The organism is Streptomyces sp. NPDC088812, from assembly GCF_044750285.1.
Taxonomy (GTDB): domain Bacteria; phylum Actinomycetota; class Actinomycetes; order Streptomycetales; family Streptomycetaceae; genus Streptomyces.
The window spans coordinates 295,489-318,335 of the sequence record NZ_JBIVJP010000009.1; the positions used below are offsets into that span (position 1 = coordinate 295,489).

The following is a 22,847-nucleotide window of genomic DNA, read 5'->3' on the forward strand; positions in this document are numbered from 1 at the left end:
GCGGGCCGAGGGCGGCGGTACGGGAGCGGCGAACCGGGGGTGGCGAACCGACTGGGGGCGGCGAACCGGGGGTGGCGAACCGACTGGGGGCGGCGAACCGGGGGTGGCCGTGGCCGGACGGGGGCGGCGGGACCGGGGCTCACGAGGTTCTTCGTCGGGCCCCCGCCAGCGCCTCGCCCGCCGCCGTCCGCGAGTACAGCACCGAGCGGCCCGCCCGCCGCCGCTCCACCAGGCCCGCGTCCAGCAGGACCCGCAGGTGCCGTCCCACCGAGCCGAGCCCCTGCCCGGTCAGGGCGACCAACTGGGTCGTGCTCAGCGGGCCCTCGCCGAGGAGCGCCAGGACACCCGCCCTGGCCGGCCCGAGAAGAGCGCTCAGGGCGGTGGGCACGGCCCGCTCCCGGTGGTCCTCGGAGAGGACGCCCGCACAGGGGTAGACGACGGCGTACCGCTCCCTCCCGTCCTCCCACGACACCCACCCCGTGCGCGGGGTCACCGGCACGAACAGCAGCTCGGCCCCGGAGACCTCCCTCGGCGGATACGCGTGCGGGTTGACCTGGAACCGGCTCTCCCCGAGCCACCGCGTCCCCGGCCGCAACGAGTCCAGGACCGCCGCCCACCCGCCCCGGCCGACCCGCGCGGTCCGCGCGGCCACGTCGGCCTCCAGCACCCGGCGCCGCCGTTCCCAGGAAGGCCGTACGGCGGCCTCCCAGACGTACTCCAGGAGCCGGGCCGCCCGCTCGGCCAGGTCGTCCCGGTACAGGGCCGACGGCAGCTCCCCGGCGAGGGAGACCCGCAGCTGCGCCCGCACGTCGGCGGGGCGGGCCGCCCGCACCCGGGCGACGGCCTCCTCGAAACGCTCGCCGTCGAGCGGCGTGGGCGTGAGGAAGTCCGCGATCCAGTCCCGCCCGAGCCCGGCCCGGATCAGGGACGCGGTCACGGGATCGGCGGCCAGCCGCTCCCGGTACCCCGGCAGATGCGCCCGCAGCCACGCGTCCTCCCCGGGATGCGCGGCCACCCCCGCGTGCAGCAGCTTCACAGCCGCGAAGGTCTCGGCGAACGCGGACACCACGAACCGGCTGCCCGCCAGCGTGTCGGCGTTCACCTGCCACCAGCCCATGAACCGGCCCCCTCCTGCCCGTACGGCCCGCCTGTACGCCCTGCCCGTACGGCTCGCCCTGCGCCCCGGCCTTCGCCGCGGGCTTTCGCCCTGACCCCTCGCCCGGACTTTTCGGTCTGGCCCCTTGCCCCGACCTTTCGCGCGCCCGCGAAACAATAACGACCGGCCGCGTCCCCGCCCGAGACTCCGCGCATGACCAGTTACCGACAGCTCTTCACGACACCGGAGTTCAGGCCTCTCCTGCTCTCCTTCGCCGCGCACACCGCCGCCCAGACGGCCGCGGGCCTCGCCCTCGCCACGCTGGTCTACCGGGCGACGGACTCCCCGCTCCTCGCGGCGGTCAGCATGGTCGGCCCGTCCCTCGCCCAGGTCCTCGGCGCGACCCTCTTCCTCTCGGGTGCCGACCGGCTTCCCCCGAGGACCGCCCTCGCCGGTCTCTCCGTCATCTTCGCCGCCGCCACGGCCGTACTGGCCGTCCCCGGCCTCCCGGTCGCCGCCGCCTTTGCCGTGGTCCTCGGCCAGGGTCTGGTCGCGGCCCTCGGCGGCGGTGTCCGCTGGGGTCTGCTGCACGAGATCCTGCCCGAGGACGCCTACCTGTCCGGCCGCGCCGTGTTCAACATGGCGAACGGCCTCACGCAGATCGCCGGCTACGCCACCGGCGGCGCCCTGCTCACCGCCCTCTCCCCGTACCGGGTCCTCCTCCTGGCCACCCTCCTGTACGTGACCGCCGGCGCCACCGCCCGCCTGGGCCTGACCGCCCGTCCGCCCCGGGCCACCGGCCGCCCCTCGGTCGCGGCGACCCGGCGCACCAACGCCCTCCTGTGGTCCTCCCGCCCCCGCCGCCTGCTCTACCTGGGCCTGTGGCTCCCCAACGGCCTGGTCGTCGGCTGCGAGACCCTCTTCGTGCCGTACGCCCCCGGCGCCGCGGGCACCCTGTTCGCGTGCGCGGCGCTGGGCATGCTGGCCGGCGACCTCACCGTCGGCCGCCTGCTCCCGCCCGCCGTACGCGCCCGCCTGGCCACCCCCCTGCTGCTGCTCCTGGCCACGCCGTACGCCTTCTTCGCCCTGCGCCCGGCCCCGCCGCTCGCGGCGGCGTGCGCCGCCCTCGCCTCCGTCGGCTTCGGCGCGGGCCTGGTGCAGCAGGAGCGCCTGATGGCCCTCACCCCGCCCGCCCTCGGCGGCCACGCCCTGGGCCTGCACTCCGCCGGCATGCTCACCCTGCAAGGGCTCAGCGCGGCCCTGGCGGGCGGGACGGCCCAACTCACCTCACCGGCGACGGCGATGAGCGTGATGGCGCTCGCCTCGATCACGGTGACGGTGACACTGGCGTTCGCCGGCCGCGGTGGCCGCGGTGGCCGTGACGACAGTGGCCGTGACGACAGCCGACCCCACGTCCCGGACCGCACGGGCGATCCGAGCCCTACGGCCCTTACGGCCCCTACGGAACGTGCGAGCCCTACGGCCCCTATGGCCCCTACGGCCCCTACGGAACGTGCGAGCCCTACGGCCCCTATGGCCCCTACGGCCCCTACGGAACGTGCGAGCCCTACGGGTCCTACGGGCCTTGCGGGTCCTACAAGTCCTACGGCTCCTACGGCTCCTACGGCCCCTACGGCCCTTACGGAACGTGCGAGCCCTACGGGTCCTACGGGCCTTGCGGGTCCTACAAGCCCTACGGGCCCTACGGGTCCGAAGGGGTGATCTCGGGGCCGGTGGGGCCCGTAGGGTCCGTGAACACCTCGGGCACCTTGTTGTCGAGGACGACGCGGGAGAGCAGCGCGGCGAGCCGTTCGCGTTCGGTACCGGTGAGTCCCTTCGGCAGAGCCGCGATCCGCCGGCACGTCGCGTCGTAGAACTCCCGGGCCAGCCGGGCCCCTTCCGCCGTGAGCCCGACGCGCACCGCCCGCCCGTCCCGCGGGTCGCCCTCGCGCCGCACCAGACCGCGCTGCACGGTCCGGTCCACCAGCCCGGTCAGACTGGACTTGGCGAGCCCCAGCAACTCCCCGAGCTCACTCATGCCGTACGGCTGAGGCATGAGGACGCACAGCAGCTGCCCCTGCTGGGGGGTGATGCCGAACGCCCGACTCGACTCGGCGTACACGGCGTTCACCAGGAACGTCGACCGCACCAGCGCGGTCACGACGCCCATCTGCTCACCTGCGGCTCTGCCCATACGGGAAGCGTAACCGGGCGCGTGTGCCGGTCCCGTACACGCGTGTGCGGGAGTGAAGGGAGACCGGGGGAGGTCGGGTGAGGCGGAAGCCGTTCGAACAGCGACCCGCCCGCCCGCTGCTCCAGGGCGGCGATCCGCCGGGACACCGCGGACCGTGTGCCGCTGAGCCGCACCGCTCCTCCGCCGAGCAGTCGCCGGTGGGGATGCCGTGCCCGCCCGACAGGACCTAGCGTCGAAAGCGGGGCGGTGGCGCCCGGCGCGGGGGAGCGGGCGCCGCCTCCCGCGGGCCACGGGACCCGGTACCCCGGACGCCGGGGCGGGGAAGGGAGACGAGGACCCCATGCTGTTGCCGACGATGCTCGCGGACCTGGAGGAACTGGTCACGTGCGAATCCTTCTCGGCCGACCACGCGGCGGTGGCGCGCAGCGCCGAGGTGGTCGGTGCCCTCGGCGCGAGACTCCTGGGCGCCGAACCGGAGACGATCGTCGTCGACGGGGTCACCCACCTGCGGTGGACCTTCGGCACCCCGCGCGTACTGCTGATCGGTCACCACGACACGGTGTGGCCCCCCGGCTCGCTCGGCTCCCGCCCCTGGTCGGTGACCGACGGGATCGCCCGCGGACCCGGGGTCCTGGACATGAAGGCGGGCCTGGTGCAAATGTTCCACGCCCTGGCCTCGCTGCCCTCCCCGGACGGGGTGTGTGTCCTGGTCAACGGGGACGAGGAGGTCGGCTCCCCGACCTCCCGGCACCTCGTCGAGGAGACCGCGCGGCGCTGCGTCGCCGCCTTCGTGCTGGAGGCGGCGGCCGACGCCGAGGGCACCCTCAAGACGGCACGCAAGGGCACCTCGCGGTACGAGGTGGTGGTCCACGGCAGGGCCGCACACGCCGGCCAGGAACCCGACAAGGGCGTGAACGCCGCCGTCGAGGCCGCCCACCAGGTGCTGGCCCTGACCGACCTGGGGCCGGCGGTGGGCGCGGCCGCCACCCACCCCGTACTGGGTGCGGCGACGGTCACCCCGACCCTGCTGTCGGCCGGCAGCTCCCGCAACACGGTGCCCGCCCTGGCGCGGGTGTCGGTGGACGTCCGCGTACCGACGGAGGCGGCACAGCACCGCGTCGACGAGCTCGTACGGGCCCTCGCCCCCCGCACGCCCGGAGCGCGCCTGGAGATCCGCGGCGGCGCCGGACGGCCGCCCCTGTCACCGCACTCCTCCGCCGCCCTCTTCGCCCTCGCCTGCCGCGTGGCCGAGGACCTCGGCCAGGAACCCCCGGGGAACACCGCGGTCGGCGGCGCCTCCGACGGCAACGACACCGCCGCGGCGGGCTGCCTCACCCTGGACGGCCTGGGCGCGGTCGGCGGAGGCGCCCACGCGGACACCGAGCACGTCGACACCACGCGGATGATCCCCCGTACCCGCTTGCTCGCGGGCCTGATCGCCAGGGCCGTGACCCTCGACCGCCCCGCGGCCGGCACCCCCCTCTAGGCTGCCGACCACCGAGACCAGAAAGAGGGGACGGGATGGACGTGAGTGACAAAGCGCGGGACCTGGCCGGGGCGCGGTGCGCGGTGACCGGCTCGGCCGGCGCGGGACGCCCCCTTCTCTTCCTCGACGTCGACGGACCGCTCATCCCGTTCGGTCCGCCGTCCGGCCGGCCGCGCAGGACTCCCGCCGCTGCCGCCCCTCCCACGGCGTCCCCCGGCCCGCACAACCCCTTGCTGGAACGCCTCGACCCCGCCGTCGGTCCACGCCTGCTGGCGTTGGGGTGCGACCTGGTGTGGGCCACGACCTGGATGGACGACGCGAACGAGGCCGTCGCCCCGCGCATCGGCCTGCCGCCCCTGCCCGTCCTCAGGTGGCCAAAGACGCCCGCCGACGCGGCCCCGCGCGGCCTGCACTGGAAGACCCGCCACATCGTCGGGTGGGCCGGCGCCCGCCCGTTCATCTGGGCCGACGACGAGATCGGCCCCGTGGACCGCCTCTGGGTCTCCGGCTCGCACGAAGGCCGGTCGCTGCTGCACCGCGTCGACCCGGCCGAAGGCCTCACGGACGCCGACTTCGCCGCCTTCACGCGCTGGCTCCGGTCCGTGACAGCCGACGGGCCCGGAGCGCCGTAGGGGTGCCCTGACAGGGGCCAGGCCGGTCTCACCGCCGCTCGTCCGACCTCGGCCCACGGCCGGCGGGGTGCGCGCGGGCGCGCGCGTCGAGCACGGCCTGGAACTGCGCGCTCGCCTCGCGGACGCGGCCCGACGCCACGTAGGCGTGGCCCAGGCGGCTGCGGATGTCCATCTCCAGCCAGTCGTAGCTGGGTTCGGTGAGCGGCGACAACAGCCGGTGCTGGAGGAGGGCCTGGTGGTGGAGGGCGATGGCCGCGCCCGTGTCTCCGGCGCCCTGCTCGGCCGTACCCAGCCGGGTCAGGCTGCGGGCGCAGAGGAAGACGTCCCCGACCTCTGCCGCCAGGTCGATCGCCTCACGGAACCGGCTCCTGGCCTCACCGTAGTGGCCGAGGCGGAGGTGGGCGTCGGCGGCGCAGCTCAGGACCCTGCCGAGCATGTGCGGTCGGCCGCCCTCCTGGGCGTGGACGAGGGCGTCGGCGAAGCAGGCCAGCGCCTCCTCGTTCCGCCCCTGGAACTGGTGGGTGAGGCCGAGGATGACGCAGGCCATCCAGGCGACCCAGCCGTTGCCGAGCCGGCCGGCCAGGTCCACCGCCATGGAGCAGTGCAGTATCGCCCGGTCGCCCTCACCCACGCTCAGGCTGAGGGCCCCCAGGCCGAGGAGGGCCCGGGCCTCCTCCCCCGGGTCGGCACGGCGCCGGCTGAGGTCCAGCGCCTCGTTGGCGTAGGCGCCGGCCTGCCGGTACCGGCGCTGGTGGATGGCGGTGTACGCCATGCAGTTCCGCAGGGCGGCGGGCATCCGCCGGTCGGTGGCCTCGTCCACGTGCGCGAGCGCGATCTCCAGGGCCGTCCGGCTCTCCTGGTAGCGGCCCTGCCGTACGAGGTGGTCGCACAACGCCTCGGCGAGCCAGCAGGCGTGGTCGGCCTCGCCCAGGGCCGCGGCGTGTCCGACGACGTCGGACAGCTCGTTGCCGGCCGCCTCCAGCCAGCTCTCCGCGTCCCGCCAGTCCGTGAACGGCGTTCCCGTGGGCCCGGGCCCGGTGGGGAAACCGGCGGCGCCCCAGTCACTGGCGGTCCGCCCCGCGTCCAGACAGAGGCGGAACGCGGCCCGGCGGGCGGCGACGGCCTCGGCGGGCACGTCCTCCGCGACGCGTCGGGCGTGCACCCGGACCAGATCGTGCAGCCGGTAACGGCCCGGCCGCGGCTCCTGCACCAGACTCGTGTCGACCAGGCTCTCCAGGAGCCGTTCGGTGTCGTACGACGGCCGGCCGAGCATGGCCGCCGGCGTCAGCGCGTCGAACTCGACCGTCGGCGCCAGCCCCAGGACGCGGAACGCGCGCTGCTGCTCGGGTGCGAGCTGGTCGTACGACAGCCGGAAGGCCGCCTCCACGCTGCGGTCCCCGACGCTGAGTTCGCCGAGCCGGTGCTCGTCGCCCGCCATACGGCCCACCAGGTACTCCACCGTCCAGGTCGCACGGTTCTGCAACCGGGACCCGGCGATGCGCAGCGCCAGGGGCAGCCCGTCGCACAGCCCGGCCAGCCGACGCGTCGCCTCCGGCTCCCGGCCCGCGCGCTCCTCCCCGATGATGTGCCGGAGCAGGGACACCGCGTCCCCGCCGGCCAGGTGCTCCAGGGTGACCCGCCGGTCGGCGTCCAGCCCGGCCAGCCGCCGCCGCCCGGCCACCAGCACCCGGCTGCCCGCCCCGGCCGGCAACAACGGCCGTATCTGATCGGCGTCGAGGGCGTCGTCCAGCACGAGCAGCAGCCGTAGCGGGCTGGTCGTCGCGCGCCAGACAGCGGTGAGTTCCTCCAGCTCGCCCGGCAACTCACCGGTGGCCGGGTCGAGCGACCGGAGCAGCCGTTGCAGCGCCTGCTCCGGCGACTGGCGCCGCTGCGTGCTGTGCGCGCGCAGGTCCATGAACAGGCAGCCGTCCGGGTACCGGGCGCTGAGCTCACGGGCCGCACGGACGACGAGCGCGGTCTTGCCGACCCCGGCCGTACCGTCCACGGTCACGATCGACACGGCTCCGGGATCCGACGGTGCGATCAGCAGCGCCAGTTCGGCCTCCCGCCCGATCAGACGGCCGGCGTCGCCCGGCAGGTCGTTGACCGCGCGCCGCGGCCGCGGCCGGGTGTGGGCCGGGGCGTGGGCGGGGGTGGGGGGAGCGGTGGAGTGCACCGTGACGGGTGGGGTGCGGAGCCGTACGGCCGGACCGAGGAGGCGTCCGTCGTCCTGGCGCAGCACCGCGTCGTACGTCCGGCGCAGTTCCTCACCGGGGTCGATGCCGAGCTCCTCGCGCAGGCGCGCCCTCAGGTCCTGGTAGGAGTTCAGGGCTTCCGCCTGGCGTCCGCTGCCGTACAGCGCGCGCATCCGCAGCGCCAGTACCGACTCGTCGAGGGGATCGGACGCGGACAGGGCGGCGAGTTCGTCCAGGGTGTCGGCGGGCCGGCCGAGCAGCACCAGACACTCGAGTCTCCCCAGCCGGAGCGAGAGCCGGCGTTCCAGCAGCCGCCGCCGCTCCGCCCGGGCGCGCTGTCCCGGCAGGCCGGTCAGGGGCTCGCCGCCGAACAGGGAGAGCGCCTCGGAGAACCGGTCCATCGCGGTGGTCACGTCGCCGGACGTCCTCGCCCGCCGTGCCTCGGCGGCTCGTTCGTCCAGCTCGGTCACATCGAGCCGGACCCCGTGGCCGACGAAGCGGTACCGGCCCTTGCCGCTGCGGATCACCGACTCCGCCGGCCCGGCGCCCACCACGTCGAGTGCCTTGCGCAGGGGGTGGACATGGCTCGGCAGCACCTTGTGGCCCGAGCCCGGAGGCCGTCCGTCCCACAGGTCGTCGAGCAACTGCTCATGGCTCACCTGCGTGTCCGCGCGCAGCACCAGCGCGGCGAGTACGGCCTGCCGCCGGACCGGCCCCAGGTCCAGCGGCGTTCCACCACGCCAGGCCCGTAAGGGTCCGAGCAGTGCGATCCGAAGCAGCGGAGGTGTTCCCCCATCCACCGTGAAGCCTCCGCTCCCGTTTCCGTTTCCGTTTTCGGTCCCGGTCCCGTTTTCGGTCCCGGTCCCGTTTTCGGTCCCGGTCCCGTTTCCGGTCCCGTTTCCGGTCCCGGTCCCGGTCCCGGTCCCGGTCCTGTACATCATCGGAATTTCATCAGCATTGCAGCGCCCCCGGCCATGGTGACGGACATGACATCGCACAACCCGCACAACTGAAGGGGAGTTCCGGTGAACGAACTCGAACAACGTGATCTTCAGTGTTCGCTCCGGTGACCCGGTGAACCCCGGCGGTCATCGCACCTCCACGGGATCGCCACACAGGATTGGTGAACACCCGCTGACGCGTGCAGAGTTGAGGTACAGGATGGACGGTGCGGGGCAGCCGGACCGACAGTGTGCGGGCGTGAACAAAGGGGGAAGCGGTGGCCTATCTCGTGGAAGTGCCGGTCAGCGGGGCGGACGGGGCTGCGGAGGTGGTGAAGGTCCAGATCGAGGCGAACGGTGACGGCCTGGTCAGGGTCGCCCGACCGGGGCAGGTCGTCGCGCGGGCCACTCGCTCGTTGGGCGAGATGGTGGCCGCGGTCAGACCGGTCGCCCAGAACTTCGTCGACGGCTTCCGGGACATGGCCCGTGCGCCCGACGAGATCAGCGTCGAGTTCGGTCTGGCCCTGTCGGCCGAAGCCGATGTGGTGATCTCGAGCACCTCGGCGCAGGCCAACTTCAAGGTCGCGCTCGTCTGGCACAGGCCCGACGCCGAACCCGCGGGCGCCTCGACGAGAGACGAGCCGGCGCCGTGACGGCGATCGAGCCGGGTCGGACGACGCCCGACCCCTCCGGTTCCGGCGCCTCGGCGGCTGATTCCCAGAGGCCTGAGGCGGCTCCTTCTCCGGGGCCTGAGGGTGTCGAGTCTCCGGGGCCTGAGGCGGCTCCTTGTCCGGGGCCTGAGGTGGCTCCTTCTCCGGGACCTGAGACGGCCCCTTGTACGAGGCCTGAGGCTGTCGAGGCTCCCGGACCGGAGGCTGTCGAGTCCCCAGGGCCCGAGGCTGTCGAGTCCCCGGGGCCTGGGACTGCCGCCTCTGCGGGGCCCGAGGCCGTCGAGTCCCCGGGGCCTGGGACTGCCGCTTCTGTGGGGCCCGAGGCTTCCGTCCCCCCTTCCGCTGCCGACGCGGGCGTCCATGCCCTGGACGCGGCCGTGCTCCAGATCCGGGGCCGGCGGGGCGAGCCGGTGGGGCTCGGCTTCCTGGTCACCGACGAGCTGGCCCTGACCTGCGCGCATGTCATCGACGCCGCGCTCGGTACGGCCCCGGGGACCGAGCCCGCCGACCACGCCCGGATCGAGGTGACGCTCCCCCTGCTCCGGGCCCCGGCCGGAAGCACGCCGGACGGTGCCGCCGCCGGCGCGCCGCACGTCACGGCGAGGGTCGAGCACTGGGTTCCCCCGCGGCCGTCCGGCGCCGGAGACGTGGCCGTGCTGCGCCTGAGCGCCGTGGTGCCGGGCAGCCGGCCCGTCCGCCTGGTGGACGAACCGGATGTGTGGCAGCACCCCGCACGGGTGTTCGGTTTCCCCGTGGGTCGTCCCGGCGGTGTGTGGCACTCGGCCCTGCTCCGCGCCCGGCAGGCCGACGGATGGGTCCAGGCCGATCTGGCGGAGGGCGGCTACCGGGTGTCCGGCGGCTTCAGCGGCAGCCCGGTGTGGGACGAGGAACTCCAGGGCGTCGTCGGCATGATGGCGCTGGCCGAGGAAGGCGAGCCCCCGGCGAGCTATCTGATCCCGGCGGCCGGTCTGCTGGACGCCTGGCCCGCACTGCGGCCCCTGGTGCTGCCGCCGTCGCCGTTCCGGCGGCTGTCGGCGTTCGAGGAGGCCGACGCCGCGGTCTTCCACGGCCGTGTGGCGGAGTCCGACGCGGTCGCCCGGATGGTCGCCGCCGAGCGCTGGACCGCGATCGTGGGCCCCTCCGGCTCGGGCAAGTCCTCCCTGGCCCGGGCCGGGGTCGTACCGAGACTGCGGCCGGACGGCACCTCGGTGATCGTGCTGCGGCCCTCGGCGGGCAGTACCCCGACGGCCGGCCTGGCCCTGGAGCTGCTGTCGCTGCTGGAGCCCGGCCTGTCCGAGACGGACCGGCTCGACCGCGTCCCCACGCTCACCCGGGTCCTGGCCAGGGAGCACGGCCTGGCCGATGCCGTCCCGCGGCTGCTGAAACGGCAGGGGAGCCGGCGGCTGCTGGTCGTGATCGACCAGTTCGAGGAACTGCTCGCGCGCGACGCGGCGGCCGTCGACGATCTGGCCGGGGTGCTGTTCGACGAGAACCTGCCGGACACGGTCCGCGTCCTGACCACCCTGCGGGCCGACTTCCTGGGCGCGGTCCTCGCCCACCCGCGCCTCGGTCACGCGTTCGACGGGCGGCGGGCGTACGCCCTCGGTCCGATGCACACCGACCAGCTCCGTGACATCGTCACCCTGCCGGTGGACGCCGTCCCCGGCGTGCACTACGAGCCCCACCTGGTCGACCGCATCCTCGAGGACACCGGAGCCGAACCCGGTGCGCTGCCCCTGCTCGGCTTCGCCCTCGACCAGCTCTGGCGGGAGCAGCAGCAGACCCACGGACGGCTCACCCACGCGGCGTACGAGAGGATCGGCGGCGTCGCCGGCGCCCTGCACGACCACCTCGTCAAGGTCTGGGCCACCCGTGTCCCGGAGTCCGACGAGGAGGCGGCGCGCCGGCTGTTCACCCAGCTCATCCGCGTCCCCCTGGAATCGGCCGGTGTCACCCGGCGGGTCGTCACGCGCACCGAACTGGACGAAGCGGAATGGCGCATCGCACAACGGCTCGCCACCACCCGCCTGCTGGTCACCGGCCGCGACGCCGACGGCACCGAGACCGTCGAACTGGCCCACGAGGCCCTCATCTCCAGCTGGGACAAACTGGCGGGCTGGGCCGCGGAGGACCGTTCCTTCCTGGTCTGGCGGGAGTCCCTGCACCACGACCGGCGCCGCTGGGACGACGGCGGACGCTCACCCGAACTGCTGCCCACCACCGCCGCCCTGGCGAGCGCCCAGCCCTGGCTGGACGACCGGGGGGCCGAGCTCACCGCCGCCGAGCACGAGTACCTGGAACTCGGCCGCGTACATCACCGCACCCGCACCCGCAGGCGCCGGGCGCTCCGGTCCGGCTTCGGCATCCTCGCCGTGCTCGCGTTGCTGCTCGGCACGCTGTTCGCGTACACGCGCCAGGAGAGCGAGGAACGCCGGGCGCTCGCCGACTCCCGCTCCCTGACCCAGTTCTCGCAGGACCAGGCGGACTTCGACCCGGTGCTGTCGGTGAAGCTGGCGCTCGCGGCGTACGAGACCGCGCCCACGCAGGAGGCGCGCAGCCAGCTGCTGCGGCAGTACCTGGCCTTCTCGGGTTCCACCCGGGTGCTCTCCGGGCTGCTGGGGACGGTCGAGCAGTTCCAGACCAGCCGGGACGGCAACGTCGTCTTCGCCCGGTCGAGGCTGGGCCGCGCGACGCTCTTCGTGCGTTCCCTCACCGGCACCGTGCGCAGCGAACAGTTCTCGCGCAAGGCGGTGATCAAGGTCATGGTGTCGCCCGACGGCAGCCGTGCCGCGTTCATCTGCGACGACGAGACGGCCGGCTGGTTCGAGGTGCACCCGGACGCCGACCGGCTCATCGGCACGGTGCACGAACTGCCCGCGGTGGAGGACCTGCTCGTCTACACCTTCGAGAGCAGGAACGGGTTCGCGATGTCCACGGACGGACGGATCGTCGCCGCCCGCACGGAGGACGGCCTGGCCTGGTGGGACCTGGACCGCGGCACCGTCGGCGGCACTGTTCCCGCGCCGGCGGACACGAGCGGCAAACTGTGGATCGGCCAGGGCGGCCGGAGCCTGCTGGTGGAGACCTCCGCCTACGACGGGGACGACTACCACGTCGGCCTGGCCGAGGTCGACATGGCCACCGGCAGGAGCCGGACCGTCGTGCGCGACGCCGACGAGGTCCTGGTCTCGGGCGACCGGTCGTCCGTCGTCGTCTGCCGCAGAGGCGACTCCGCCGCGTCGTACACCCTGCGGCGGATCTCCGACGGTGCCCGGCAGGGGCGCCGCTACGACGGGGACGACTACAGCAGCTGCGAGATGCAGGGCGTCGACCCGACCGGGCGCCGCATCGCCACGGCCAACGGGGACACCCTGTCGCTGGTGGACCTCTCCCAGGGCGAGCTGATCAGCCAGGCCACCCAGCTCGGCGAGGTCACGGCGACCGCGTGGGACCTCGTGTCCAGCGGCGGCTCACTGTACGTCGCCGGACACGGCGACTCACTGATCAACTACGTCGAACTGCCCGACGAGCGCAACTTCTTCCACGTGAGCGAACAGAAGCTCAGCGCGGACGGCGGCGAGATGATCAGCCTCGTGGACGACGGCGCGAGCCTCCAGGTCCACTCCGTGACGGCCACCGCGGTCGACCCGCCGATGGCCGAGGCGAGCCGCCCGCGACCGTACTGGTACCCCGAGGGCTACCAGCTGGTGCTCAACCCGGACCGGACCCTCCTGGCCGACTGGGACGCGGAGAACACCATCTCCGTCCGGAAGGTGTCCACACTGGGCAGGACGGCCCGGATCACTGTCCCCAAACCACCGTCCACCTCCGACTTCCACTACTTCTTCGACCGGAACGGACACCTCGTGACCGTCTCCGGGACGGCGGTGCAGCAGTGGGACGCGCGCACGGGCGAGGAACTCGCCGACTTCGACATCGAGACCCTCATCGCCAAGAGCCCCGGCGCGGAGACTCCGGAGTCGACGCACGTCGCCCTCTACCCGGGGGACGACCAGGTGGCCGTGCTCCTCTGGGGCGACCGCACGGTCCGTGTCGTCGACCTCAGGACGGGACGCACGACGACGACCGTGAAGGTACCCGAGGACGCCGTCGCCACCCAGTTCGACCCCAGCGGACGCTACTTCGCCGTCCTGCGCAGCGGCGGCATCGTGGAACTGTGGCGACGCGACCCGCTGCGCAAGGAACTGGGCCCGCTGCGCAGCGTGTCCGAGACCTCCGCGACGCCGTACGTGGCCGGGTTCATCGACAGGGAGGGCGGCTTCGCCGTGGCCGCGAACAGCTCCGTACGGATCTACGAGGTCGGCAGCAGCGTCTCCCGCGAGTCGTACGACTTCGGGCGCGCGCCCTCCGACGGCATCCTGTCGGACGGCTCGTACGTCTTCCGTGACATGACCCCGGACGGCAGGAGCGTGATCTACCAGGACTCGAACAACGGCGGCGGACCCCTGCGCCTCGACCCCGCGCAGTGGCGGCGCGAACTGTGCGATGTGATCGGCGACCAGCCGTTCACCGCCGACGAGAGAGCCGGCCTTCCGGTGCGGGTGCCGAGTCGACCGTTGTGTTCTTGAGCGAGGTGTCCCTGACGGAGGTGTCCCTGACCGGGGTGTCCCTGACGGAGGTGTCCCTGACCGGGGTGTCCCTGACGGAGGTGCCCTGACCGGGGTGTCCCTGACGGAGGTGCTCCGGCCGTGGCGCCTGGCGCGGCGAGGCTTCGGAACGCTCCGGCCGTGGCGCCTGGCGCGGCGAGGCTTCGGAACGCTCCGGCCGTGGCGCCTGGCGCGGCGGCTTCGGAGTGCCGACGGAGTGCCGTCGTGCCACGCTGGGACGAGAGTTCGATCCGGTCCGGGACGCTCTGCCGACCGGACGGTTCTGCCACCCCAGGGAGGCCGACGTGTCCAGTGACGCCACCCGACCCAGGTCGGTCGACGTCGGCCCGCGCCCGTGGCATGGGCCCACGTCCGGTACCACCGTCTTCGCCGCAGCACTGATGATCTTCGGTGGAGTGATGGCGGTCTTCGAGGGGATCGCGGCCATCGCCAGGGACGACCTGTTCGGCGCCGTACGTCACTACGTGTTCCAGTTCAGCCTGGCGGGCTGGGGCTGGGTCCACCTGATTCTGGGTGTCGTCCTGGTCCTCGCGGGATGCGCCGTGCTCAGCGGAGCGCTGTGGGCGCGCTTCTTCGGCGTGCTCGTGGCAGGGCTGGGCGCGCTCGCCAACTTCCTGTGGGTGCCGTACTACCCCCTGTGGGCCTTGACGCTGGTGGCCGTCAACGTCTTCGTCGTCTGGGCACTGTGCATGGGGATGCACAGAGAGGCCGGCGACGGCGCGTAGTCCTCGCGTCCGGCGGGCCCGGATCAGATGCCTCGCTCGATCGAGTCCATGAGCCGTTCTCCGGCTTCCTGGGCCACCGACGCGCTCGGTGCCGCCCGGGAGAACGGACCGCAGCACCACGTGAGGGCGGAGTACGCGCTCGCCCCCGACGGCACGCCGGGCATCAGCCCGCAGGTCGTCGAGAACGTCGCCCGCATCGAGGGTGTGCGGGTCGCGGCCCCCCTCCTCACCACCCTCTACACCCACGACGAGGACCGGCTGGAGGTGAACGGCGCGCTCGTCGTGGACGGTGCCGAGCTGAAGCGGATGATGGACCTGGAGGTGGTCGACGGCTCGCTGGACGCCCTGGACGACAGCACGACGGTCGTGCCCGATCTGTGGGGCAGGCCCGCCGGCTCGACGATCGAGGTCCTGATGGCAGACGGCGAAGAGGCCGACCTGCGCATCGCGGCCACCTACCACGCGCTCCGCGGCGAGGACGTCGCCTACCTGCCCCAGCGGTTCGCCAGGACCGCGATCCACGCCCGTGACGGACTCGCGCGGCACGCCTACATCGCACTGGAGCCCGGCACCGACCGCACCGCCGCGATCACGGCGATCCGCCGGGCGGTCGCCGGAACCGGAGCCCGCCTCATCACCAGGGACCAGCTGGTCGCCTCGGAGAGCGCCTACGCACGCCACCTGACCGAGGTGCGGCAGCGCTCCGTCACCGTGATCGTCGTGATGTTCTGCTTCATCGCGATCCTCAACACCCTGCTCATGGCGACCGCCGACCGGCGACGCGACCTTGTGGTGCTCCGGCTGGCCGGAGCCACCCCGGGACAGGTCATGCGGTTCTTCATCGCCGAATCGCTCCTGGTGGCCGCCATCGGGGTGGCGCTGGCACTGATCGCGACCGCGCTCAACCTCACCGGTCTGTGGGGCGCCCTGCACCAGCTCTTCGGCACGGCCCCCCTCACGGTGCCCTACGCGGCGATCACCGCCGTCACCGCCAGGTCCACGCTGCTCGCCGTGGCCGGGACCGTGCTGCCCGTCAGCGCCGCATCGCGCGCCAGGACGGTTCAGCTCGTCGGCACCCGCGAATAGCCTCCCGGGCCGTCTCCCGGACCCTATTGATTGCTCGACGATTCCACTCCTCGACCTTTGAAGCGTCGACGGAACCGTTGGGATGCGTCCGGCTTGCAGCACGCTTAACATGGAAAGTGTCCAGAAATGATGGGAGGCGGAAGCCGTGCCGTCCACCAGGGGTACATTTCTGGATGCGGACAAGGACGTGGCCGGATACGCCAGGTCGTCATGGTGGCAGCGCACCGTTGCGCACGTAGCGGAACTCCAGTGTCAACTCAACCGCATCAAGTCGCTCAAACCGCACGGGTTCGAGCCGTACGAGCAAGAGATTGCGACCAAGATAGAAACGCACCTCAACGCTGCACGACAGGCGGCCAATCGCAAAAAGAACCTGTGGTCCATGATCTCCGGAGCGGACATAGATCGAGCGTTGGCCAACATACACCGGGCAGAAGCGAAGATTCTTCGCCTCACGCCTGAGGACGAACTGGGTGAACTGGGGCCGTTCGTGCTGGCGAACGCCCGACAGCACCTGGGCGACGAAGACCCTCGACGTGTCAAACTGGAAGAGCTGCTCCAGGCCAACGGCCATAGGCTCACCAAAGAAATGCGTGAACTGGCCGTCACGACGTTGCTGGCCGCTCAGACGGCCGAAGAGAAGGAGCGGGCGAGGGCCCGGAGTTTCAGAAACATACTGATGGCGTCCGTGATCGCAACGGCGGTAATCGCTGGACTGTTCATCTTATGGGGCTTTTTGTCTCCGTCGTCGATCGCGTCGAACATCTGCTTCACCCCGGATCCGCTCAAGCCGCAAGTATGCCCGATCGGCACCTCGGAAACGGAAACCGGTCAGGACATGCTGATCGTGATGGCATTCGGTTCGGCCGCGGCAGCGTTCGCGGCGGCAGTGTCCCTGAAAGGAATCCAGGGAACCTCCACCCCGTATTCGGTCCCCTTGCTGCTGGTGCTCCTCCGGATCCCGGTGGGAGCCTTGGCCGCCCTGATGGGCCTCGTCCTGATACACGGTGGATTCATCCCAGGCCTCTCGAACCTGGACAGCGGGCCCCAGATCATCGCTTGGGCCATCATCTTCGGCATACTCCAGGAGAGCGTCACACGACTGGTGGACCGCCAGGGCAAGGACGTCCTGAACAACGTACGTGGCCCCGAACGCGAATTCCAGACGAGCTCGAGCGGGCCATTGGACGTGCGCGAGAAGTGAGCTGACGCCCGGCTGTCGCTCCGACAGCGGGCCTACAGAAGGAACACGCGCGCACGGCCCGTGCCGCGGACGCCGGATCCGGCACGCGGATGTCAAAGACGTCCCCTCAACGTTGAGGGGAGGTCTTCTCCCTGGTGCCCCCGGCAGGATTCGAACCTGCGACACCCGCTTTAGGACTGGGATCGCATCCTTGCCGGGGGTGCCTGGCCCTGCCATGTGGTGCTGTTCTGCCTGATCAGCGCCACATGGTAAAGGGGGGTGCACCAGCTTGTGACGGCAAGTCCCGCACCGTCCGCAACCAGTGGCGGCTCGCGCCACCCTGGCCGCTCATGTAAGGCCACAAGCGGTTAACAGATGAGGGGGCATCGATGGGGTTCGCGTGCCAGATCAGAGTGGATGTGTGTGCATCCGCGCCAGCCAATCGGTGAACACCCTTGGTTGGTGCCCCTGGCGCCTGCTCGAACTCTTCGCGCCGCGCGCCTGGCCCCGGCCGGAAGTGCCGCCCACTTCCTCAGGACGAGAGTCCGGCGTGTATGAACTGCGGCCCCGGCTCGACGGCCCCAGCGGGGCGTCGCCGCATGCTGCCGGGGCCGCCGCGTCCAGGCCCTGTCGCCGGTACCGGCGCGCTGTCGCGGGTGCCGGTCAGTGACAGGCGCGGATCATCACTGTGAGGATCGGCGAGGCTGGTGACGGTTGACTCAGCCCGATGTCCTCGTACCCCCACGACTTGTAGAGCGCGTGAACCTTTCCGTTCCCGGCGGCAGGGTTGACCATGAGCGTCACGTGCGGCTCGTCGCGGATGGCGAGGAGGGCGTCGTGGATACGCCGGGCGGTGCCGGTCTTCCGCCAGGTCGTCCGGACGCCGATCTCTTTCAGGGCCACGACGGGGTGCTCGGTGTACTTCTCGGCCGGCGTCGGGTTGGTGCGCTGCCAGTAGCGGTCGCCGTGCTCGATGGTGTTGCCGTACACGTAGCCGACCGGATGTCCGTCTGCATACGCGAGGACGGCCGTGAACCCCGGCTCGGTGCCGTGCCGGTCCAGGTGTTCGCCGAACGCGGTGACCGCGTAGTTCGGTAGGTGGAGGAGCGGGGCGCGTACGTCGGCGTACACGTCGAGGAGGTCGCCGCGGGCGGTGTCGTGGGTGATGAAGGTGCGCAGTTCAATGGCGGGCGCCGTGGTCATGCGGCCGTCCTCCAGGCGGTGGTGTGCTCGGTCCAGGTCTGCATACGACCTGCACGGCTCGGACAGACGCCCTTGGGGCAAAGAGGTCTGGGCGGAACTCCGTACCGAGGGCGGCAAGTGAGCATCCCGGCCACGGCACCCTCGCCCCTTCCGGATCTGGCCCGACTCCGGTCTCGCCGGCAGATGGCCATGGACTGCGCCCTCTGCGCCCGGCCACTGGGAGCGAGCGGTCGACGGCTGGGCGAGATACGCCATCGGGGCCTGCCGTTCCAGCTCTGGGCCTGCGCTCCCAGTTGCCAGGCCGCCAGATCGACTCTCCCGACCAGCTGAGAAAGGGGATGTCCTTCCATGGAGTGGCCGTGGATCACCGGTGATTGCTGGCTCGGCTGCGGGCGTACCGGTGTCCTGGTGATCTGGCTCGGCCCGGTGCAGTGGGGTGGGCAACACGCCCCGCTCTACGCGTGCGACCAGAGCCTCAACCGCCTCAAGCTGCAGGCGCTCGCTTACTTCAGGGGGCGGCAGCCGACTGCCTCTGACGAAGGGAACGCCACATGGCAGACGAGAACGGATCCGGCGAGCAGCAGAGCCAGGGCCAGGGCTGTGCTGGTTGTGGCACCCCGAACCCTCGTGACGCGAGAGGCTACGGCGAAACAAAGCACAACACGAGGAGCAATCGATGACCGGCGTGCTGACGACCGATCACCCGGCCTGGCACTCGCAGGAGAACGGCACAGTCGCGCGTGCCGTCCGTACGGCCTCCGGCATCTGGGTCGTGTCCCACGACAGGGAGGGCCTGCACATGCAGTGTGTGCAGGGCACCGAAGACGTGAAGCCCACGTTCGTCCCAACGGACCCTGCCTGCCTGCCCGCCACAGTCCCCGCTGCGCTGCGGGCCGGGCTCGACGAGCTCGGCGTCACCCAGCGTCTGGCCAACCCATGGCTGTGGGACGCGATCAGTACCGCGATCCTGCGGCAGGTGGTACGCACCGACCAGGCCCGCAAGCTGTACCGCGCCTGGTGCCGCACGTTCGGTACGACTGTCCAGGGTCCGTTCGGTGAGTTCGCCGTGTCACCCACGCCCGCCGACGTCCTGGCCTTGGCCGACGAAGAGTTCACCGGCGTCGGAGCAAAGTTTCACCGCACCGTCCTGCAGGCTGCGGCTGCTGACTACCAGCAGCATCACACCGAGTGGGAACACCTGGACGCCGCCGATTTGGTCACCGCGCTGACGGGTATCCCCCGCATCGGTCCGTGGACCGCCGCTGCGGCCGCCGCCGACTTCACCGGCGACTTCAGCATCTACCCGCACGACGACCTCGCCGTGCGCACCTGGGCCGCTCAGATCGCACCCGATCACCCGTGGCCCGACAAGAAAGACAAGGCGTTCGGCCCGCTGTGGACCGGATGGGCCGGAAGCGACCGCACTGCCCTGCACACCCTGACTCTCTCGACCCTCACCTGGGGCTCACATGCCCCATGACCTGGAGGATCCATGCGGCAGTTAGAGCTGCTCACGGGCGCCGACACCAACCGCGAGCTCGACGCTCTGTTCGTGAACGCGCCGCTGCGCGACTACACCCTGCGGCCGCGCACCAACGACTACACGCTTCCCGTGCTGGGCATGGCCTATATCGCCACCTACGCCCAGCAGGCCGGCTTCAACGTCGGCGTCCTCGACGCTGAGGCGCACGGTCTGGGCATCGACGAGACCGCGAAGATCGTGAACGGGGCCAAGCCCCGGTGGGCCGCGATGAACCTCCTCGCACCCACTTACGAGATGTCCGCCCGGATCGCCGCCCAACTCCACCCCGCCATTGCTCTCATGGTCGGCGGGCACCACGCCAAGGCCATGCCGGACCGTGTCCTGGCCGACCCACGCATGGCCAGCCTGCGGGCACTCGTGCTCGGCGAAGGGGAGCTGCGCGTCGCCGCGCTCCTGGAGGACGGAACCCGTCGGCGGGAGCTGCCCGGCGTGCTCTGGCGTGACCCGCTGCTCGGCACCCGGGCCGCGGGCATCGCCGACTCGAAGACGAGCGCCCAGATGCTCGGCCCGGACATCAACGCCCTGCCGTACGTCAACCGTGCCTTCCTCCCCCAGGACCCCTACCAGGCCGCGGCCACTGCAACCGACCGGCGCCTCGCCGCCCGTCGCCCCGCCGACTGGATCCAGGCCGCCGTCCGCAGCGGGCACATGGAGGCCAACATCGTCGGCAGCCGTGGCTGCCCCTACAACTGCACCTTCTGCGGTGCCGCCTGGAGCGCCAACCCCGACGTCACGATCCGGGTCCGCAGCCCGGAGAACATCATCGGCGAGCTCGACCAGCTGCACGACAAGTACGGTGTGACCGCCTTCCGGTTCGTCGATGACCTGTTCCTGGGTGTGCGCAACGTCATCGAGGAGCAGATGAAAGCGTTCAGCCGGCACCGGATCGGCGAGCGGTACGTGTGGGACGCCACCGGCCGCATCAACGTCCTTGACCGGGTCTCCGACAGCGAGCTCGAACGCCTCGTCTCCAATGGGCTGCGCGAAGTGGCCCTCGGTATCGAATCCGGCAGTGACCGCATTCTGAAGGCGATGGACAAGCGGATCAACGCCGAGATGACCGAGCGCGTCGCCAGCCGCCTGGTCGAACACGGCATCGGCGTCAAGGGCTACTTCATCCTGGGCTTTCCCGGTGAAAGCCAGGAAGACCTCGACGCGACCGTCCGCCACATCCGCAACCTGTGGCAGATTTCCGACCAGCACCCGGGTGACGTGCGCGCCAGTGTCTTCGAGTTCCGCCCCTATCCAGGCACGCCCATCTGGCAGACCCTCATCCAGACTGGCCACGACCCGGACGCCCTCCTCGCGTACGGCCACGTCGATCTCACGGGTGACGGCGCCGACGAGTCGATGCGACAGCGCGACGAGTTCAACTTCTCCGTCGGCATCCAGTTCGGTGACGTGCCGCTCCAGCGGATCCGGGCGACGCTGGCGATGCTCACGCGCGAGCAGCACGACCGGAACCAGGGGGCCAAGGAGGTCGCCGCGTGACGGACAAGCGCACAGGATGGTTCGTGACGATCGACGGTCCCAGCGGGGTCGGCAAATCCACGACGGTGAAGGCGCTTCACGACCATCTCACCGCCCAGGGGCGTCCCGCACGGCGGACGGTCGAGCCGACCACCAGCGACCTGGGCCAGTTCATCCGCAGCCACGCCAACCAGATCCACGGCCTCGTGCTCGCTTGCCTGGTGGCCGCCAACCGCTACGAGCACATCGAGAGCGAGATACAACCTGCGCTGCGGGCTGGCGAACTGATCATCAGTGACCGCTACCTGCCCTCGACGCTGGTCCTGCAACGGATCGACGGGGTGCCTTTGGAATTCCTGTGTGACATCAACCGTCACGCGCTGCTGCCGGACCTCGCCGTGATCCTCACCGCGGAACCGGGACTCATCGCCGAACGCATCGCAACGCGCGGTGTCACCCATCGCTTCCATTTCGACCCCTCGGCGCCCGGCCGGGAAGTCGAGCTTTACGCCGATGCCGCATCCCAGCTGATGAGGCAGGGGGTGAAGGTGCTGCTTCTCGACACCAACAATGCCACCCCACCGGATGTAGCACGCCGAATCGCCGACGCCATCCCGGCTCTGCCGATAGCGTCGGTCACCCCACCCACCCATCCGACGCCCCAAGGAACATGAGCGGACAACCGGCACAGCCCGTCATCGATACTCACGTCATCCTCCGCGATGGCGACAAAATCCTTTTCTCGCAGCGTGGCGGCCCTTACGGTCACGGCCGATGGCACATGCCGTCGGGCAAGCTCGACCAAGGCGAGCCCCTTCCCGACGGCGCCGCCCGGGAGTTGTACGAGGAGACCGGCATCACCGTCCACCCGGCTCACCTTCGCCTGGTCCAGACCGTGCACCACCGGCAGGACGCGCAGGTGGAGCGGATCGGATTCTTCTTCGAGGCCACCGAATGGGACGGGCAGCCCGTCAACAAGGAGCCTGAGAAGTGCCTCGCCCTTGAGTGGTTCACCGTGCACGACCTGCCCGACGACATCATCGAGTACCCGGAGGCCGGCCTGCGCGGCTACCTCGACGACAGCGGCCCTCTCACAGAACACGGCTGGCAGTAGACCGGCCTGTCTGCTCCACCCCGCGCGGAGTCGTCCGTCGCTCGGATCCCGGTTGTCCGCTCTCCCCCATGGCGGCTGTTCGGGGCCCTCGCACAAGGCAGCGGCCCCGGGTCTCTGGGGGAGGGGAGGCCGGCCTCGCTGGTGCGGGGATGGCCAGTGGCTTATAGGTCGGGCTGCCGGAGTCCCAGGTTATCCGCGGGGTCGTGATCAGCACCGCCGTGTGTGCGGCGGTTGCGCGCTTGGGCGGAGACCGGCCGCGTCTTCGTCAAGGAGAACGGCGAGATGCTCCACCCCGCCAACGATACTTCGGAGATCAACTCTCCGTCCGCTCACGCAAACGGCCCCGGACGAACCGTCCGAGGCCGATTAGGCCCCCTCCCTGGGGGATGAATCCCAGGTCAGAGCGGTAATGCGTTGTGTGCCCCCGGCAGGATTCGAACCTGCGACACCCGCTTTAGGAGAGAGGCGGGGTGATCTGGGGGCTGAGCTGCGACTTCGCCGGCCGAGGCAGCGGGCGGCCACTCGACCGCGGGGCACCGGCGTTGACCGTGGCTGACCCCTGCATCTGGCACGGTTGTGGCACGATCTCGGCGACGGTCGAATGCTGACCCTCTGACGGCGGATCAAAAGTGACCCACTTGGTGATCTTCGTCTGACTCTGGCCTTGGTGATCAAGGTCA

Annotated in this window: 17 protein-coding genes, 1 tRNA gene and 1 pseudogene; 13 read left to right on the forward strand and 6 right to left on the reverse strand. The window is 71.4% G+C overall.

Annotated elements, in window-relative coordinates:
• Positions 1–139 precede the first annotated feature (139 nt).
• On the reverse strand, positions 140–1,117 hold the full coding sequence (locus ACIP67_RS18685) for an ArsR family transcriptional regulator (protein ID WP_401692889.1): 978 nt from the start codon (positions 1,115–1,117) through the stop codon (positions 140–142).
• 192 nt (positions 1,118–1,309) lie between these two features.
• Here ACIP67_RS18685 and ACIP67_RS18690 point away from each other — a divergent pair.
• A pseudogene (locus tag ACIP67_RS18690) lies at positions 1,310–2,458 on the forward strand (MFS transporter); the annotation flags it as partial.
• A 340-nt stretch (positions 2,459–2,798) separates the two neighbouring features.
• On the opposite strand, the gene ACIP67_RS18695 reads toward ACIP67_RS18690, so the two are convergent.
• Both ACIP67_RS18695 and ACIP67_RS18700 read right to left on the reverse strand, forming a co-directional pair.
• Positions 2,799–3,266, reverse strand: a complete 468-nt coding sequence (locus tag ACIP67_RS18695) for a MarR family winged helix-turn-helix transcriptional regulator (RefSeq protein WP_401692932.1) — start codon at positions 3,264–3,266, stop codon at positions 2,799–2,801.
• The gene (locus tag ACIP67_RS18700; protein WP_401692890.1) at positions 3,254–3,463 is read right to left on the reverse strand and encodes a LysR family transcriptional regulator; all 210 of its coding nucleotides are present in this window, start codon (positions 3,461–3,463) and stop codon (positions 3,254–3,256) included. The genes ACIP67_RS18695 and ACIP67_RS18700 overlap by 13 nt, the downstream gene beginning before the upstream one ends.
• 182 nt (positions 3,464–3,645) lie before the next feature.
• Between ACIP67_RS18700 and ACIP67_RS18705 the strand changes: the two genes are divergently transcribed.
• A complete protein-coding gene (locus tag ACIP67_RS18705; protein WP_401692933.1) occupies positions 3,646–4,776 on the forward strand; it encodes a M20 family metallopeptidase in 1,131 nt (376 codons plus the stop codon).
• A gap of 83 nt (positions 4,777–4,859) precedes the next feature.
• Positions 4,860–5,408 (forward strand): hypothetical protein, encoded by a 549-nt coding sequence (locus ACIP67_RS18710; protein WP_401692935.1) that lies wholly within the window; start codon positions 4,860–4,862, stop codon positions 5,406–5,408.
• A 28-nt stretch (positions 5,409–5,436) separates the two neighbouring features.
• On the opposite strand, the gene ACIP67_RS18715 is transcribed toward ACIP67_RS18710, so the two are convergent.
• The gene (locus ACIP67_RS18715) at positions 5,437–8,403 is read right to left on the reverse strand and encodes an AfsR/SARP family transcriptional regulator (RefSeq protein ID WP_401692892.1); all 2,967 of its coding nucleotides are present in this window, start codon (positions 8,401–8,403) and stop codon (positions 5,437–5,439) included.
• 419 nt (positions 8,404–8,822) lie between these two features.
• Here ACIP67_RS18715 and ACIP67_RS18720 point away from each other — a divergent pair, with 419 nt between their 5' ends.
• The 6 genes from ACIP67_RS18720 to ACIP67_RS18745 all read left to right on the forward strand — a co-directional run bounded on the left by ACIP67_RS18720 (position 8,823) and on the right by ACIP67_RS18745 (position 16,858).
• Positions 8,823–9,197 carry a CU044_2847 family protein gene (locus tag ACIP67_RS18720; protein ID WP_401692893.1) on the forward strand — a complete coding sequence of 125 codons (375 nt, stop codon included), beginning with the start codon at positions 8,823–8,825 and terminating at the stop codon, positions 9,195–9,197.
• A gap of 395 nt (positions 9,198–9,592) precedes the next feature.
• A complete protein-coding gene (locus ACIP67_RS18725; RefSeq protein WP_401692894.1) occupies positions 9,593–13,804 on the forward strand; it encodes a trypsin-like peptidase domain-containing protein in 4,212 nt (1,403 codons plus the stop codon).
• Positions 13,801–13,893, forward strand: coding sequence for a pentapeptide repeat-containing protein (locus ACIP67_RS18730; protein WP_401692896.1), 93 nt, complete (start codon positions 13,801–13,803; stop codon positions 13,891–13,893). The genes ACIP67_RS18725 and ACIP67_RS18730 overlap by 4 nt, the downstream gene beginning before the upstream one ends.
• A 234-nt stretch (positions 13,894–14,127) precedes the next feature.
• Complete coding sequence (locus ACIP67_RS18735) at positions 14,128–14,568, forward strand: hypothetical protein (RefSeq protein WP_401692898.1); 441 nt, start codon at positions 14,128–14,130, stop codon at positions 14,566–14,568.
• A gap of 48 nt (positions 14,569–14,616) precedes the next feature.
• Entirely contained in the window at positions 14,617–15,654 is a 1,038-nt protein-coding gene (locus ACIP67_RS18740; RefSeq protein ID WP_401692899.1) for an ABC transporter permease, read from the forward strand.
• Between the two features lie 145 nt (positions 15,655–15,799).
• Positions 15,800–16,858, forward strand: coding sequence for a hypothetical protein (locus ACIP67_RS18745; protein ID WP_401692900.1), 1,059 nt, complete (start codon positions 15,800–15,802; stop codon positions 16,856–16,858).
• Between the two features lie 642 nt (positions 16,859–17,500).
• Here ACIP67_RS18745 and ACIP67_RS18750 read toward each other — a convergent pair.
• Complete coding sequence (locus tag ACIP67_RS18750) at positions 17,501–18,040, reverse strand: GNAT family N-acetyltransferase (protein WP_401692901.1); 540 nt, start codon at positions 18,038–18,040, stop codon at positions 17,501–17,503.
• A 676-nt stretch (positions 18,041–18,716) separates the two neighbouring features.
• Here ACIP67_RS18750 and ACIP67_RS18755 point away from each other — a divergent pair.
• The 4 genes from ACIP67_RS18755 to ACIP67_RS18770 are packed head-to-tail and all read left to right on the forward strand — an operon-like array spanning position 18,717 to position 22,167.
• Positions 18,717–19,520: a hypothetical protein gene (locus ACIP67_RS18755; protein ID WP_401692902.1), complete on the forward strand. Its 804-nt coding sequence runs from the start codon at positions 18,717–18,719 to the stop codon at positions 19,518–19,520.
• Positions 19,521–19,532: 12 nt separating this feature from the next.
• Positions 19,533–21,074, forward strand: coding sequence for a B12-binding domain-containing radical SAM protein (locus ACIP67_RS18760; protein WP_401692904.1), 1,542 nt, complete (start codon positions 19,533–19,535; stop codon positions 21,072–21,074).
• The gene (tmk, locus tag ACIP67_RS18765; protein WP_401692905.1) at positions 21,071–21,727 is read left to right on the forward strand and encodes a dTMP kinase; all 657 of its coding nucleotides are present in this window, start codon (positions 21,071–21,073) and stop codon (positions 21,725–21,727) included. The genes ACIP67_RS18760 and tmk overlap by 4 nt, the downstream gene beginning before the upstream one ends.
• On the forward strand, positions 21,724–22,167 hold the full coding sequence (locus ACIP67_RS18770; protein ID WP_401692906.1) for an NUDIX domain-containing protein: 444 nt from the start codon (positions 21,724–21,726) through the stop codon (positions 22,165–22,167). The genes tmk and ACIP67_RS18770 overlap by 4 nt, the downstream gene beginning before the upstream one ends.
• 419 nt (positions 22,168–22,586) lie before the next feature.
• Here the strand turns inward: ACIP67_RS18770 and ACIP67_RS18775 are convergent.
• Positions 22,587–22,650 (reverse strand) — tRNA-Ser (locus tag ACIP67_RS18775).
• Positions 22,651–22,847 lie beyond the last annotated feature (197 nt).

What these genes read in the sequence shown, in the direction of transcription:
- ACIP67_RS18755 (WP_401692902.1), top strand. Translation starts at nt 18,717, where the DNA reads ATGACCGGCGTGCTGACGACCGATCACCCGGCCTGGCACTCGCAGGAG.
- ACIP67_RS18695 (WP_401692932.1), bottom strand. Translation starts at nt 3,266, where the DNA reads ATGGGCGTCGTGACCGCGCTGGTGCGGTCGACGTTCCTGGTGAACGCC.
- ACIP67_RS18760 (WP_401692904.1), top strand. Translation starts at nt 19,533, where the DNA reads ATGCGGCAGTTAGAGCTGCTCACGGGCGCCGACACCAACCGCGAGCTC.
- ACIP67_RS18750 (WP_401692901.1), bottom strand. Translation starts at nt 18,040, where the DNA reads ATGACCACGGCGCCCGCCATTGAACTGCGCACCTTCATCACCCACGAC.
- ACIP67_RS18740 (WP_401692899.1), top strand. Translation starts at nt 14,617, where the DNA reads ATGAGCCGTTCTCCGGCTTCCTGGGCCACCGACGCGCTCGGTGCCGCC.
- ACIP67_RS18705 (WP_401692933.1), top strand. Translation starts at nt 3,646, where the DNA reads ATGCTCGCGGACCTGGAGGAACTGGTCACGTGCGAATCCTTCTCGGCC.
- ACIP67_RS18770 (WP_401692906.1), top strand. Translation starts at nt 21,724, where the DNA reads ATGAGCGGACAACCGGCACAGCCCGTCATCGATACTCACGTCATCCTC.
- ACIP67_RS18685 (WP_401692889.1), bottom strand. Translation starts at nt 1,117, where the DNA reads ATGGGCTGGTGGCAGGTGAACGCCGACACGCTGGCGGGCAGCCGGTTC.